The sequence below is a fragment of the Streptomyces pratensis genome, assembly GCF_016804005.1.
Classification (GTDB): domain Bacteria; phylum Actinomycetota; class Actinomycetes; order Streptomycetales; family Streptomycetaceae; genus Streptomyces; species Streptomyces pratensis_A.
Map to the genome: position 1 here is coordinate 4,812,140 of NZ_CP051486.1, position 12,428 is coordinate 4,824,567.

A 12,428-nucleotide genomic window follows, 5' to 3' on the forward strand; every position below is an offset into this window, starting at 1 on the left:
CGCACCTGCCGGCCACAAGCCCTACGCGGTGGACATGACCGCAGGGCGCCGGGCGTCCAGGACGACCGCCGTTCCGGCCACCGAGCGGTCCTCGTACATGGTGATCACCCGGCCGGGCCGGACGTGCCGCCACCGCTCGGGGCCGAGGGGAGCAAGTCGCACGAGGGCGCGACCGCCGGGCTCCAGCAGGGGCGCCGCCTCCACCCAGAGCCTTGCGATGTCGAGGACCGGCCCTCCGGCCGGGGTCCGGTTCCCGATGTCCCACATGGGCCGCAGTACGCCGTGGCCGGAGACGGGCGTCCGGCGTCGCCCCTCGGCAGCCGGACGGAGGGTGAGCTCGGCGCGGATGATGCCGTTGCGCGTCTCGTAGGAGCGCCAATGACACCACGCGGCGCTCCTCTCCAACCCCGCCTGTTCGGCAGTGGTGGCCAGGTTCTCCCAGAAGGCGAAGGGGAGCGCGGGGAAGTCACCGAACTCTTCCAGCAGCCCGAGCGCCACGTCCCACTCGTCCCGGGTGAGGTGGTCCCAGACGTCGTTCACCGTCAGGTCGTTCCCGGTGGCCCTCTCCTCGGGAACCAACAGGCAAGCGGCTTCGAGCAACTTGATGACGTCCATGCCCTGATTCTGGGCCACGGGTTCCCACCGCCCGGCGCGGGATCCGGAACCCGCACCGGGCGGCACCACCGGGAACGCGTCCGGGGGGCGGCATGTGCCGCCCCCCGGAAGTGCCTGCGCGTCCTCAGCTCTGCGGACGGCTGCCGTGGTTCGCGCCGTTCTTGCGGCGGGCCCTCTTCTTACGACGTCGCTTCGAGGACATCGAACCTCCTCATTCGGTAGATCTGGCGTGCTATCCACCGGATTGTCGGCTCCGGCGATCACAGACCCCCTTACCCGTCAGCGCCGCGGCAAACACCCGACGGGAACCCAGCCGGGTGGCGTACGTCACGGCAAGCGACCGCGCGTTCACTACGCGCTCCACCCCCACTCCCGGCCCGGACGGACGCTCCGGCCTCCATGGACAGTCGCCGACCTGCTGTGATGTGATCCGTGCGGCGGAACGGCCCTGTCCGGCGCTGCTCATCGGGCGATCCCCAGGTGTGCCGCGCACAGGCGGACCGAACCCCGCGTCATGCCTTCCGCCGCTCGATCACCCGTGGGTCCCCGCATCGCCACGGCGAGCGCCCGGGTCCGTCCCCCCAGGCTCGAAAGTTCCGTACACATGCAGAAGACCAAGGCCGCACTCTGGGAATTCCTCCAGGGACTCGGCAAGACGTTCATGCTCCCGGTGGCTCTGCTCGCGTTCTGCGGCATCATGCTGGGCATCGGCTCATCGCTGTCCAGCGAGGCCGTCACCGACAACCTCCCCTTCCTGAAGGCCGAGGCCTTCCACCTCGTCTTCACCTGGATGGCCAACACGGGTCTGGTCGCCTTCACCTTCCTGCCCGTCCTCTTCGCGATGGCGATTCCGCTCGGTCTCGCCCGTGAGGACAAGGGTGTGGCCGCGTTCTCGGGCTTCGTCGGCTTCGCCGCCATGAATCTCGCGGTGAACTTCTACCTCACCGCCAGGGGGGTGGACTTCGAGGACGAGGAAGCGATCAAGCACTACGGCATAGCCGATGTGCTCGGTGTGCAGTCCATCGATACGGGACTCCTCGGAGCCGTGGCCGTTGGCATCGTTGTCAGCCTTCTCCACCGGCGCTTTCGTACCCAGCGGATGCCTGACGCCCTGGCCTTCTTCGGGGGGCTGCGCTTCGTCCCCATCATCTCGGCTCTCGTCCTGAGCGCCCTCGGTCTGCTCATCCCCCTGGTGTGGCCGGCCTTCAACGGCTGGATCACGGCCGTGGGGCGCGGCATCGGGCACACGGGTGTCTTCGGGCCGTTCTTCTTCGGCATGGGAGAGGTGCTGCTGCGACCGATCGGGCTGCATCACATCCTCGTGGCCATGTTCCGGTTCACCGACGTCGGCGGTTCGGGTGCCGTGTGCGGCGACAACGTCTCCGGGGCCCTGAACCTGTTCTACGCGCACCTGGACTGCGCGGGCGCGCCCAATGCGGCCGTCACCGACGCGACGAACTTCCTCTCCCAGGGCAAGATGGCCTCCTACCTGGGCGGCCTCCCTGGTGCGGCACTGGCGATCTACCACTGCGCGAACAAGAAGATGCGCCCGGAGATCAAGGCCCTGCTCGTGTCCGGCGTGGTGGCGTGCGTGGTCGGCGGCATCACGGAGCCGCTGGAGTTCCTGTTCCTTTTCATCGCGCCGTGGCTGTACGCCATCCACGCGGTCCTGGTGGGTCTCGGCTTCCTCACGGCGGCCGTGCTCGGCGTCTTCATCGGGAACACCGACGGCAACGTCATCGACTGGCTGGTCTTCGGCGTCCTCCAGGGCTCGTCGACCAAGTGGTATCTGGTGCCGGTGATAGCGGCCGTGTGGTTCGCCGCGTACTACTTCCTGTTCCGCTGGGCGATCACCCGGTTCGACCTCAGGACTCCCGGCCGTGAGGAGGAGCCGGAGCAGGAGGACGAGGGTGCTGCTCCGGGCGGGGCGGACGAGCCCGCGCGTGAGCTGGTCGCGGGGAAGTACGACGCCGTCGCCATCCTCGACGCGATCGGCGGCGCCGAGAACATCCGGACCCTGGACAACTGCATCACTCGTCTCCGCATGACGGTGCAGGATGCCGCACAGGTGGACGAGGCACGGCTGAAGAAGCTCGGTGCCGTGGGCGTGATCAAGCTCGACGGCCACAACGTGCAGGTCGTCATCGGGCCACAGGTCCAGTCGGTGAAGGACGCCATCGCCACCATGATCCCGGTGGGCTGACCATGACTTCCCCTTCCCCCGCCTCCAGGGGCCGGACAGGCGGGACCGCGCAGGACCCCTACGGCTTCGGCACCCCGGTGGACCGGCTCGGCACCTGGTGCACGCAGTGGGACTACGTGGAGGACCGCTTCGGCGTGCCGGGCCTGCTCCCCTTCACGATCTCCGACATGGACTTCGAGACCGCCCCGGAGATCCTGACCGCGCTCCGCGGCCGGCTGGACCACGGCGTGCTCGGCTACTCGCGTTGGCGGCAGGACGACTTCCTCTCCGCGATCGTCCACTGGTACGCGACGCGGCACTCCACCGCCGTCGATCCCGGGTCGGTCGTCTACGCGCCCTCCGTCGTCTACCAGTTGTCGCAGCTTCTCCGGCTGTGGTCGCGTCCCGGTGACGGCGTGGTCGCCCACACCCCCATGTACGACGCGTTCCCCAAGACCGTGGCGGCCCATGGAAGGCGGCTCCGCGCGTGCCCGCTCGACGACTGGGCGGAGCTGGAGCGGCTCCTGGCGCTACCCGACACGGCCGTGCTGCTGCTGTGCTCGCCGCACAATCCGACGGGCAGGGTCTGGTCGGCGGACGAGCTGGACCGGATGGCGCGGCTGTGCGCACGGCACGGCGTGGCCGTCATCAGCGACGAGATCCACTCCGATCTGGCACACGCCCCCCATGTCCACCGCCCCTGGGCGGGACACGGCGGCGACGGGCGGTGGGCTGTCGTCACCTCGGCGTCCAAGTCGTTCAACATCCCCGCGCTGACGGGAAGTTACGGGATCATCGGAGATCCGGCGTCACGTGACGCCTACCTGCGGCAGCTCAAGGACGCGGACGGCCTCTCCTCCCCCGCGGTGCTGTCGCTGGTCGGGCACATCGCCGCGTACAGGGAGGGGGCACCCTGGCTGGACGCCTTGCTCACGTATCTCGCGGGCAACCTCGCGATGGTGGCCGGCCACCTCCGTGAGGAGTTCCCGCAGCTCGGCTGGGAGCCCCCGCAGGCGGGGTATCTCGCCTGGATCGACCTGCGGTCCCTCGGCGTCGACGACGACGCGCTGCAGCGGGAGCTCGTCGAGGTGGAGAAGGTGGCCGTCATGCCGGGAGCGGCATACGGCTCACCGGGGCTGGTGCGGCTCAACGTCGGGTGCCCCAGGTCCAAGGCGGAGGCGGGGATGGAGGCGCTGGTTCGCGCGCTGCACCGGCTGACATGAGCCGGAACGACGAACGGGCGGGCCCTGGTGCCAGGGCCCGCCCGCCGGCGAGGCCGGGCATTTCGCCCGCACGGTGAGGACGGTCCTCGAACGGCACCGTGGGAGGCGGCGGGGCGCCGTACGGCCTCGCGCAGGTGGTCCGGGCGCCGTACGGCCTCGCGCCGGTGGTCCGGTCCGTGCACCTGCCTGGTCGGTGGTGGCCCGGGGGTGTAACTGCCTGGTTGGTGGTGGCCCGGGGGTGTACCTGCCTGGTCGATGTCCGGCGGCTGCCTTCAACAGGGCGACCGCGACGCCGATCACGGCGTCTGCCAGGCCTGCCGGCATCGCGAACAGAACCGCCGATTCCGTTCCCCTGGCCTGAGCCGACTCCGGCGGGCCCGGCCGTTGGATCACGCGTAGATTTGTAGGGAAGGTGACCGGGCACAGGTCACGGGAGCGCTGCATGACTGTGGACACCGACTTCACGGCGTTCTTCGACGCCACACCGAGCCCGTACCTGATGCTGGACACGGACCTGGTCATCTCCTATGTGAACGCGGCGTATCTGCGCGCCACCGGTCAGACCAGGGACCAGCTGATCGGCAAGCACTTCTTCGAGGCCCTGCCGGAACGGCCGGGTCTTCCCCGCGAGGCACAGCAGAACGTGAAGGCGTCCCTGCGACGGGTGCTCGAGACCGGGAAGCCGGACACCTTGGTGCTCTCGCGGTACGACATCCCCACCGTCGGCCGGCCGGGCGAGTTCGAGGAACGCTGGTGGTCCGAGATCCACACCCCGATCTCCGGGGCCGACGGCAGGGTGCGGTGGATCGTCCAGCGGGCCGAGGACGTCACCGCTTTCGTGCAGTCGCACCGCGCCCGTCAGCTCACCGACACGTTCACCGAGCGGGAGAAGGGCATGGCAGCCGAGCTGTACGCGCGGGCGAGCGAGCTGGAGCGGCTGAACGAGGAACTGCGCTCGGCACACGCGCGTGAGAAGCAGGTCGCCATAACCCTTCAGGAAGCCATGCTCTCCGTCCCCGACCTGGACCGGCACGACGACAACGTCGCCGTGCGCTACCTGCCGGCGACCACCTCTCTGAATGTGTGCGGTGACTGGTACGACATCGTCGACCTGCCACCGGACCGCTACGCGGCGGCGGTGGGGGACGTCGTCGGGCACGGTCTGCACGCCGCAGCCGTCATGGGCATGCTCCGCAGCGCACTGAGCGCGGTCATCCGTGCCATCCCCAGTCCCGCCCAGGCTCTGGAGGTCCTCGGCCTGTACGCCCGCTCCCTGGACGGCGCGACAGCCGCGACCGCGGTCAAGGTCCTCATCGAGACCCGCAGCAATCTGATCATCTACAGCAACGCCGGGCATCCGCCGCCCGTCCTGCTCCACGCCGACGGGACCTGTGAGTTCCTCGACCAGGCGACCGATCCGCCGCTCGGTGCCCGCCCCTATCACGTCCCCCGGCCCCAGGCCGGGATCTCGTACACCCGTGGGGACACCCTCGTGATGTACACCGACGGCCTGGTCGAGCGCCGGGGCGAGGACATCGACGTCGGCCTGGAGCGTCTGACCACGGCCCTGGCGGAGGACAGCACGCTCGCCCCCGGCCGGATGGCCGACGCGCTGCTGACCCGCCTCGACATAGCGGAGGGCGCCGCCGACGACATCGCCCTCGTCGTCATCCGCCTGTAGGAAGCCGTCTCGGCGGCCGCAGTGTTGCGGGAAACCGCTTCCGCGGCACGTCCTGCCGCCCGGACCCGTTGCCGGGCGGCAGGAACCGGCGTCAGAGCGACGTCATGACGTGCTTGATCCGGGTGTAGTCCTCGAAGCCGTACGCGGAGAGGTCCTTGCCGTAGCCGGACTTCTTGAACCCGCCGTGCGGCATCTCGGCGACGAGAGCCATGTGGGTGTTGATCCACACGCAGCCGAAGTCGAGGTTCTTCGACATCCGCATCGCGCGGGAGTGGTCCTTGGTCCACACCGAGGAGGCGAGGGCGTACTCGACGCCGTTGGCGTACTCGACGGCCTGTGCCTCGTCCGTGAACGACTGGACGGTCATGACCGGTCCGAAGACCTCGTTCTGGACGATCTCGTCGTCCTGCCGGAGGCCCGAGACGACGGTCGGGGCGTAGAAGTAGCCCTCGTCGCCGACCCGGTGGCCGCCCGCCTCGATCCTGGCGTGCTCGGGCAGGCGCTCGATGAAGCCGCTGACCTGCGCCAGCTGGCCCTCGTTGTTGAGCGGGCCGTACAGCACGTCCTCGTCGTCCGGCAGACCGGTCTTCGTGTCGGCCGCCGCCTCGGCGAGGGCGGCGACGAACTCGTCGTGGACGGACTCGTGGACGAGGACGCGGGTCGCGGCCGTGCAGTCCTGGCCGGCGTTGAAGAAGCCGCCGACCGTCAGGTCCTCGACCGCCTTCGTCAGGTCGGCGTCCTCGAAGATCACCGCCGGGGCCTTGCCGCCGAGCTCCAGGTGGACCCGCTTGACGTCCTTGGCCGCCGACTCGGCGACCTGCATGCCCGCCCGCACCGAGCCGGTGATGGAGGCCATCGCCGGGGTCGGGTGCTCCACCATCAGGCGGCCGGTGTCACGGTCGCCGCAGACCACGTTGAAGATTCCGAGGGGCAGCTCCAGCTCCGCGAGGACACCACCGATGATCTCGGCGATCAGCACCGTGGACGCGGGGGTGGTGTCCGAGGGCTTGAGAACGACGGCGTTGCCCGCCGCGAGGGCCGGCGCGAACTTCCAGACCGCCATCAGGAGGGGGTAGTTCCACGGCGCGACCTGCGCGCACACACCGACCGGCTCGCGGCGGACGATGGAGGTCAGCCCTTCCGTGTATTCGCCGGCCGAGCGGCCTTCGAGTATCCGCGCCGCGCCGGCGAAGAAGCGCACCTGGTCGATGGCGGGGGCGAGTTCGTCGCTGCGGAGCAGGTGCAGCGGCTTGCCTGTGTCACGGCTCTCCGCCGCGGCCAGGTCGTCCGCCCGTGCCTCCATCGCGTCGGCGATCTTCAGCAGGGCGCGCTGGCGCACCGACGGCGTGGTGTCGCGCCAGACCGGGAAAGCGGCGGCGGCGGCCGACATCGCCGCGTCGACGTCCGCCGCCCCGGAGAGCGGGGAGGTCGCGTAGACGGCACCCGTGGTGGGGTCCACCACATCGAGTGTGCGGCCGTCCGATGCATCGGCGAACGCACCGTCGATGTAGTTGCGGAACGTGGTGCTCATGAAACGTCTCTTTCGGTCAGGCTGCGGTGCGGGCGGAAAGGTGCTCGTGGACTGCGGTCCAGCGGTCGTCACCGTCGCGGCTGAAGACGATGGTCTCCCGCTCGTGGAGCGTCTCCTCACCCGCGTGTGTGACGACCCGCGTCTCCACGTCGTGGCTGAGGACGGCGGTGTCGCCGAACTGCTGGATCAGCCGGGCGGACGAGATGCAGCCGAGGACGCGGAAGCCGTCCTGCTCCACCCACTGCTGCCAGAGGGCGCGGTACTCCTCCGTGGAGCCGAGACGCCGGGGCGTGGTGTGGAAGACGAAGGTCGCGTCCGGGGCGAAGGAGCCGAAGTAGTCGTCGAGACGGCCTTCGGCGAAGGCCGCCACGAGGGCGTCCGCGGCGCCCCGGACCCCCTGGGCGGTGGTGGTGCTCATCATCTGCTCCTGATCGGGGGGCGGCGGCCGGCGCGGGGCCGCCGGGTTGGCGTGGCTCAGTGGGCCGCGGCGGGCTCGGTGACGCTCTCCCCCGCGTCGCCGGTGATGGGAGGCACCGGGGTGTCCGAGGCCCGGACGAAGCGAGGTCCGGCCGGTCCGTACACCGCGCGCGGCTCCGGGAACAGGGCGAGCAGGGCGAGGTACAGGACGGTCGCCAGGACGAGACCGACCGGCAGGGAGATGTCCGTGCCGTCGGCGAGATCGCCGAGCGGGCCCACGAACTGGCCCGGCAGGTTGGTGAAGAGGAGTGCCACGAAGGCCGAGACGAGCCAGGTGGACATGCCGCGCCAGTTCCAGCCGTGCGTGAACCAGTAACGCCCGCCGCGCTGACGGCGGTTGAAGACCTGGAGGGCCTCCGCGTCGTACCAGCCGCGCCGGGTGACGTAGCCCAGTGCCATCACGATCATCCACGGTGCGGTGCAGGTGATGATCAGCGTCGCGAAGGTCGAGATGGACTGCGCGAGGTTGAGGGCGAAGCGGCCGACGAAGATGAAGGCGATGGACAGTACGCCGATGAAGAAGGTGGCCTGGACCCGGCTGAAGCGTGTGAAGACGCTGGAGAAGTCGAGGCCCGTGCCGTAGAGCGCGGTCGTGCCGGTGGAGAGGCCGCCGATCAGGGCGATCAGACAGAGCGGCAGGAAGTACCAGCCGGGCGAGATCGCGAGCAGTCCGCCCACGTAGTTGGGGGCGGCCGGGTCCATGTACTTCGCCGCCTCGGACGCGATGACCGACGCGGTGGCCAGCCCGAAGAGGAACGGCAGCAGGGTGGCGATCTGCGCGAGGAACGCGGCCCCCATCACCCGGCGGCGCGATGCCCCGGCCGGGATGTAGCGGGACCAGTCACCGAGGAACGCGCCGAAGGACACCGGGTTCGAGAGCACGATCAGCGCGGCGCCGATGAACGACGGCCAGAACAGGGGGTCGGAGGTCGAGGCGAAGGCTCCCTCGTATCCGGGGTCGAAGTCGCCCGCGAAGGCGAACGCCCCGAGCACGAAGAGGGACGACGCCGCCAGCACCGCGATCTTGTTGACCAGCAGCATGAACCGGAATCCGTAGACGCAGACGATCAGCACGAGACCGGCGAAGAGCGCGTAGGCGATGCCGTAGCTGAGGTCCGATTCGGGGACGTCGACCAGCCGGTGCGCCCCGCCGACGAGGGCGTCCCCCGAGGACCACACCGAGATCGAAAAAAACGCGATCGCAGTGAGCAGGGAGAGGAACGAGCCGACGACCCGGCCGTGCACACCCAGGTGCGCGGAGGAGGAGACCGCGTTGTTCGTGCCGTTGGCCGGTCCGAACAGGGCCATCGGGGCGAGCAGCAGCGCTCCCGCGACGAGACCGAGGAGGGTCGCCGCGAGCCCTTGCCAGAAGGAGAGGCCGAAGAGGATCGGGAACGCGCCCAGCACGCAGGTCGCGAAGGTGTTGGCGCCGCCGAAGGCGAGCCGGAACAGATCGATCGGGCGGGCCGTGCGGTCCTCGTCCGGGATCCGCTCGACACCATAGGTCTCGATTTCGGTGATCGAGGTCGTCACGGACGCTCCACCTTCCGTTCATGCGTAGGGGCGTCCCAGCAGTGTGTGGCCCGTAGATGATCAGCGACAACTGTGTCCACCACGAAGATGTAGCCTCTCTTCTGTGGCCGGCAACAAACTCACCGTCGAGGATCTGCTCTCCTTCCCGGCGCTCCAGCTCTCGGTGAAGGCCGGCAGCGGCGGCCTGGGCCGGTCCGTGTCGTGGGCGCACGCCTCCGAGCTCGCCGACCCGACGCCCTGGCTGCTGGGCGCCGAGGTGATCATGACGGCAGGTCTGGCGGTGCCCAGGACCGCGGCCGGTCAGCGCTCCTACCTGGAGCGGCTGGACGACGCCGGTGTGTCCGCTCTCGCTCTCTCCGCCCAGCTGCACATGCCTCCCCTCCACGACGCGCTCTTCGAGGCGGCCGAGGAACGGGGCTTCCCGGTCCTGGAGGTACCGCTGGCCGTCCCCTTCATCGCTGTCGCACAGGAGGTCGCCGCCTCCGTGCAGGAGGACGCACGGCACCGGCTGGGCGCACAGCTGCAGGTCTTCGGCTCGTTGCGCTGGCTGGTGGCCGAGGATCTCGACACCCCGGCGCTCCTGCGCCGCCTCGAAGCCCTGTCGGGCTACGACGTCTACCTGTGCACGCCGCAGGGCCGCCCGCTCCTGCCCGGCGTTCCGACACCCGACCCCGGTGTCCTGCCCGCTTCCGTCGACGCCCCGCCCACGGTGCCCGGCGGATTCGTCCTGCCGGTGCCCGCGCCCGGCGGACCGGCGGGCTTCCTCGTGGCGTACGAACGTCAGGGCGCCCAGCCCGCGGGGCTCGCCGTGGTCCAGCACATCGCCACCGTGGCGGCGCTGCGGCTGGCGATGGTGCGCAACGAGCGCGAGGTCCTGCGCCGCGAGGGCGCGGAGACGCTGGCCGAGCTGCTGAAGGAGGTGCTCGATCCGGAGGCGGCCCGCCGCCGGCTCGCCCGGCACGCGATCGAGGGCGAAGCCGTGCTCCTGGTGGTCCGCCGTACGACGGACGAGGCTCTGCTGTACTGCCTGGAGGATCACCCCCACCTGCTCCTCACCTGGGGCGAGGACCGCTATGTCCTGGGAGCGCCGGACCTCGCGGAGGCCGTCGGTGAGCTTCCGGCGGTGGCGGCGGGGATGAGCCGCCCGTTCCTGCCGGGTGTCGCGCTGAAGGTCGCGGAGCGCGAGGCGCTCTGGGCGGTCTCGAAGGCCGTGGAGTCCGGCCGCCCGGTCGTCCGGTACGGGGACGACGCGACGGGCCGGTGGCTGCCCGACGACCCTGCCGTCCTGACGGCGCTGGTCGAGCACGTGCTCGGCGAGGTCCTGCGGTACGACGAGGCCCACGACTCGCATCTGCTTGTGTCCGCGCGCACCTGGATGGAACGCGACCGCCGCACCGAGACCGCCGCCGCGGCGCTCCACATCCACCCGAACACCCTGGCCTACAGACTGCGCCGCTTCGGCGCTCTCGCCCGGCGCGATCTGACGTCGACGGGTGCCCTGGCCGAGGTCTGGCTGGCGATCCAGGCCGCGGGCGCGCTCGGCCTCACCGACTGACCCGCGAGCGGTCGTCGGCCCGGCGACCGGATTCCGGTGCTTCCGTCGATGACCGCGAGGGCTCCCCGGGTGCCTGTGGTCAGCAGATCCGGGTGCTACCGCCGTCGATCACGATGGCCTCGCCGTCACGCAGCGTCCGATGGGCGATGCCTTCAGCACGGTATCGGTCGGCCACGGCGCCGAGGATCTCGCTCTCGGGATGCCCCGGGGAGTCGATGTGGGGCACCACGACGTAGTCCAGCAGGGCCAGCCCGTCCAGACGGGCCCGGTCCCCGTATGCGGTGTGCACCGCCTGGAGGTCGTCGCACTGTTCCAGCCCGTGCAGGTCGGGAGCCAGTACGCATGCGCCTGCGCTGTAACCGGCGTAGACGACCGCGTCGCGGCGGAGCAGACCGGTCAGGACTTCGTCGGCTCCACTCCTCGCCAGGGCCTGGCGCAGGACGAACACGTTGCCTCCGCGGACCCAGACCAGGGGGAACCGGGAGAGGGCGGCGGCGGTCCGGGCCACTGACAGGCCGAAGCAGGCCCGCAGGTCGACCTCGACGGGACGCAGTCCGAGTCCGGTGAGCGCTTCGACCTCCTGCTCGACGGCCGCCCGGCGCTCTTCGGCCGGCAGGGCGTCCAGCGCGTTGGCGATCACGGCGACATCAACCGTGGAGGCGGGGTCCGCCAGCAGCGCCAGCATCTGTTCGGGGTGGTCGCCCGTGCGGAAGGAGGAGAGGTACATGCGCATCCGTGCACCGTAGTACGGCGATTCGGGTTCCACAGCGGCTCCGGGTCATTCGCAGGGCCGGGGACCGGGGCCTCGACTGCGCCGACGCCTTCGGCCGTGTGCGAGCCACTTGACGCGCGATCCGGCGACTGTGCGCGAGCCGTCGCACGCGATCCGTCGATCCGCACGCGCACCGGGCAGTGCCGGCGGAGTAGAGGACCGAACCTGTCCTCCACCTCTGGAAATGTGAGGGCCACCGACGTCGACCGGGGTGCGCGAAGCACGACAGCGGGGCAGCGCGCGCCCGGCCCTCCGAGGATCTCTCGTCCCGAGCAATCGAAAGCCAGGAGCCATCATGTCCGTAACGACCACGACCCACCTGAACTTCCGCGGCGACGCCCGCGCGGCGCTCGAGTTCTATCACTCCGTCTTCGGCGGAGACGTCGTCGCCGTCACCTACAAGGAGGCGGGCGACGCACATGATCCTGCCGAGGGGGACCGGGTGATGTGGGGCCAGGTCGTCGCGGACAACGGCTTCCGTGTCATGGCTTACGACGTTCCCTCCCGGATGCCGTGGCAGCAGGGCGAGAACGCCGTCTTCGTCTCCGTGCGCGGCGACGACTCGGACGAGATCACCGCTCTCTGGGGGAGGCTGGCCGTCGAGGCGACCGTGGTGCAGCCGCTGGAGCCCGCGCGGTGGGCACCCCTCTACGGGATGCTGAAGGACCGCTTCGGCGTCGTCTGGGTCCTGGACGTGGCGGCCCCGTACAACGGCTGATCTTCTCCCCGCACCCGCTCCGGCTCCCGCCCGCACCGGGCGGGAGCCGGAGCGGGGCCGCGGCCTCACCGGCTCCTGCCCGGTGGCCTCGCTCATTCCTTCTGATTCACCTGTGCCTGAAATGTTTGGGGGCGGGTAGAC

Annotated in this window: 11 protein-coding genes; 5 read left to right on the top strand and 6 right to left on the bottom strand. The window is 70.2% G+C overall.

Annotated features, from left to right (window positions below; translation table 11 throughout):
• Window positions 1-21: 21 nt before the first annotated feature.
• Window positions 22-615 carry a hypothetical protein gene (locus HED23_RS19505; RefSeq protein ID WP_203184684.1) on the bottom strand — a complete coding sequence of 198 codons (594 nt, stop codon included), beginning with the start codon at window positions 613-615 and terminating at the stop codon, window positions 22-24.
• A 124-nt stretch (window positions 616-739) separates the two neighbouring features.
• A complete protein-coding gene (locus HED23_RS36115; protein ID WP_374104540.1) occupies window positions 740-817 on the bottom strand; it encodes a 50S ribosomal protein bL37 in 78 nt (25 codons plus the stop codon).
• Window positions 818-1,219: 402 nt separating this feature from the next.
• Here HED23_RS36115 and malX point away from each other — a divergent pair, with 402 nt between their 5' ends.
• The 3 genes from malX to HED23_RS19520 all read left to right on the top strand — a co-directional run bounded on the left by malX (window position 1,220) and on the right by HED23_RS19520 (window position 5,701).
• The gene (malX, locus tag HED23_RS19510; RefSeq protein WP_203184685.1) at window positions 1,220-2,818 is read left to right on the top strand and encodes a maltose/glucose-specific PTS transporter subunit IIBC; all 1,599 of its coding nucleotides are present in this window, start codon (window positions 1,220-1,222) and stop codon (window positions 2,816-2,818) included.
• Window positions 2,819-2,820: 2 nt separating this feature from the next.
• The gene (locus HED23_RS19515; RefSeq protein WP_203184686.1) at window positions 2,821-4,020 is read left to right on the top strand and encodes a MalY/PatB family protein; all 1,200 of its coding nucleotides are present in this window, start codon (window positions 2,821-2,823) and stop codon (window positions 4,018-4,020) included.
• Between the two features lie 442 nt (window positions 4,021-4,462).
• Window positions 4,463-5,701 carry a PP2C family protein-serine/threonine phosphatase gene (locus HED23_RS19520; RefSeq protein WP_203184687.1) on the top strand — a complete coding sequence of 413 codons (1,239 nt, stop codon included), beginning with the start codon at window positions 4,463-4,465 and terminating at the stop codon, window positions 5,699-5,701.
• Between the two features lie 91 nt (window positions 5,702-5,792).
• Here the strand turns inward: HED23_RS19520 and HED23_RS19525 are convergent, their stop codons facing one another.
• From HED23_RS19525 to HED23_RS19535, 3 genes are read right to left on the bottom strand one after another with little or no spacing between them, the layout of a single operon-like run.
• The gene (locus tag HED23_RS19525; RefSeq protein WP_203184688.1) at window positions 5,793-7,232 is read right to left on the bottom strand and encodes a gamma-aminobutyraldehyde dehydrogenase; all 1,440 of its coding nucleotides are present in this window, start codon (window positions 7,230-7,232) and stop codon (window positions 5,793-5,795) included.
• Between the two features lie 16 nt (window positions 7,233-7,248).
• A complete protein-coding gene (locus tag HED23_RS19530; RefSeq protein ID WP_203184689.1) occupies window positions 7,249-7,650 on the bottom strand; it encodes a nuclear transport factor 2 family protein in 402 nt (133 codons plus the stop codon).
• A gap of 56 nt (window positions 7,651-7,706) precedes the next feature.
• Window positions 7,707-9,242 carry a purine-cytosine permease family protein gene (locus HED23_RS19535; protein WP_203184690.1) on the bottom strand — a complete coding sequence of 512 codons (1,536 nt, stop codon included), beginning with the start codon at window positions 9,240-9,242 and terminating at the stop codon, window positions 7,707-7,709.
• Window positions 9,243-9,345: 103 nt separating this feature from the next.
• Here HED23_RS19535 and HED23_RS19540 point away from each other — a divergent pair, with 103 nt between their 5' ends.
• Complete coding sequence (locus tag HED23_RS19540) at window positions 9,346-10,797, top strand: PucR family transcriptional regulator (RefSeq protein WP_203184691.1); 1,452 nt, start codon at window positions 9,346-9,348, stop codon at window positions 10,795-10,797.
• Window positions 10,798-10,876: 79 nt separating this feature from the next.
• Here the strand turns inward: HED23_RS19540 and HED23_RS19545 are convergent, their stop codons facing one another.
• A complete protein-coding gene (locus HED23_RS19545; protein WP_203184692.1) occupies window positions 10,877-11,530 on the bottom strand; it encodes a Type 1 glutamine amidotransferase-like domain-containing protein in 654 nt (217 codons plus the stop codon).
• A gap of 334 nt (window positions 11,531-11,864) precedes the next feature.
• On the opposite strand from HED23_RS19545, the gene HED23_RS19550 reads away from it, so the two are divergent.
• Window positions 11,865-12,287, top strand: a complete 423-nt coding sequence (locus HED23_RS19550) for a VOC family protein (protein ID WP_203184693.1) — start codon at window positions 11,865-11,867, stop codon at window positions 12,285-12,287.
• The last annotated feature ends 141 nt before the right edge of the window (window positions 12,288-12,428 follow it).

Excerpts from the sequence above, each read along its gene's own strand:
- HED23_RS19515 (WP_203184686.1), top strand. The coding sequence starts at position 2,821 with ATGACTTCCCCTTCCCCCGCCTCCAGGGGCCGGACAGGCGGGACCGCG.
- HED23_RS36115 (WP_374104540.1), bottom strand. The coding sequence starts at position 817 with ATGTCCTCGAAGCGACGTCGTAAGAAGAGGGCCCGCCGCAAGAACGGC.
- HED23_RS19530 (WP_203184689.1), bottom strand. The coding sequence starts at position 7,650 with ATGAGCACCACCACCGCCCAGGGGGTCCGGGGCGCCGCGGACGCCCTC.
- malX (WP_203184685.1), top strand. The coding sequence starts at position 1,220 with ATGCAGAAGACCAAGGCCGCACTCTGGGAATTCCTCCAGGGACTCGGC.
- HED23_RS19525 (WP_203184688.1), bottom strand. The coding sequence starts at position 7,232 with ATGAGCACCACGTTCCGCAACTACATCGACGGTGCGTTCGCCGATGCA.
- HED23_RS19550 (WP_203184693.1), top strand. The coding sequence starts at position 11,865 with ATGTCCGTAACGACCACGACCCACCTGAACTTCCGCGGCGACGCCCGC.
- HED23_RS19545 (WP_203184692.1), bottom strand. The coding sequence starts at position 11,530 with ATGCGCATGTACCTCTCCTCCTTCCGCACGGGCGACCACCCCGAACAG.
- HED23_RS19520 (WP_203184687.1), top strand. The coding sequence starts at position 4,463 with ATGACTGTGGACACCGACTTCACGGCGTTCTTCGACGCCACACCGAGC.
- HED23_RS19505 (WP_203184684.1), bottom strand. The coding sequence starts at position 615 with ATGGACGTCATCAAGTTGCTCGAAGCCGCTTGCCTGTTGGTTCCCGAG.